The following is a 915-nucleotide window of genomic DNA, read 5'->3' on the forward strand; positions in this document are numbered from 1 at the left end:
AACCTCGCCGTCACGCGGCACGCGCCGGCGCAGAACCTCGACGCCATCGAGGACCTGCTGCGCTTCCTGACCGGCCGGAACAGCGAACGGTGCCTGCTCGAAGCGGGCTTCGCCGCGACCCGGGCGAGCGCCTACGAGGAGGGCGGGGCGCGCTGTCCGCGCGACCCGGCGCGTTCGGCCACGCCGTCCCCCACGGGCGAGGACGCCGACCCGATGCCGCGCACCGAGGACGGGCGGCCCCGGTCGTACGCCGTCGTGCGCAAGGCCCTGCACAGCGCGGTGCTCCGCCCCCGCACCCCGTTGTACGGCGCGTTCACCCAGGTGTTCGCCGACCACCTCAGCCAGCTGACCGGTGACGATCCGGACGCGCCGGAGAAGGTGGCGCGCGATCTGCACCGCGCGCTGCGCCGCGCGCTGCCCGCCGACCGGTGAGCCGGCGCCCGCGCCGGGTGCGCCTCACGGCAGGGTGAGGACGCGCGGCCCGTCGTCCGTGATGGCCACCGTGTGCTCGCTGTGGGTGGCGCGGCTGCCGTCGGTGGTGCGCAGGGTCCAGCCGTCCGGGTCGGCCACGTACGCGCCCGAGCCGCCGGCCAGGAACATCGGCTCCAGCGCGAGGACGAGGCCGTGCCGCAGCACGTAGCCCCGGCCCGGTCGGCCCGTGTTGGGCACGGGCGGGTCCTCGTGCATCTGGCGGCCGATCCCGTGGCCGCCGAAGTCGTCGGGGATGCCGTAGCCGGCGGCCCGGCCGACGCTGCCGATGGCGTGCCCGATGTCACCCATGCGCGCGCCCGGCACGGCCGCCGCGATGCCCGCCGCCAGGGCCGCCTCGCCGGCCTCGATCAACCGCAGGTCGGCGGGGCGCGGGGTGCCCACGGTGAAGCTGACGGCGGCGTCGCCGGCCCAGCCGTCCACGAT

Annotated in this window: 1 protein-coding gene and 1 pseudogene; one reads left to right on the top strand and one right to left on the bottom strand. The window is 77.2% G+C overall.

Translation table 11 applies throughout. The features are described from left to right. Positions 1-432: pseudogene (locus tag KUM32_RS38350) on the top strand (ABC transporter substrate-binding protein); the annotation flags it as partial. Positions 433-456: 24 nt separating this feature from the next. On the opposite strand, the gene KUM32_RS38355 reads toward KUM32_RS38350, so the two are convergent. Then, the coding region (locus tag KUM32_RS38355) for a M24 family metallopeptidase (RefSeq protein ID WP_217146434.1) at positions 457-915 on the bottom strand (459 nt) is incomplete at its 5' end.

The organism is Streptomyces sp. AC627_RSS907 (genome assembly GCF_019049165.1).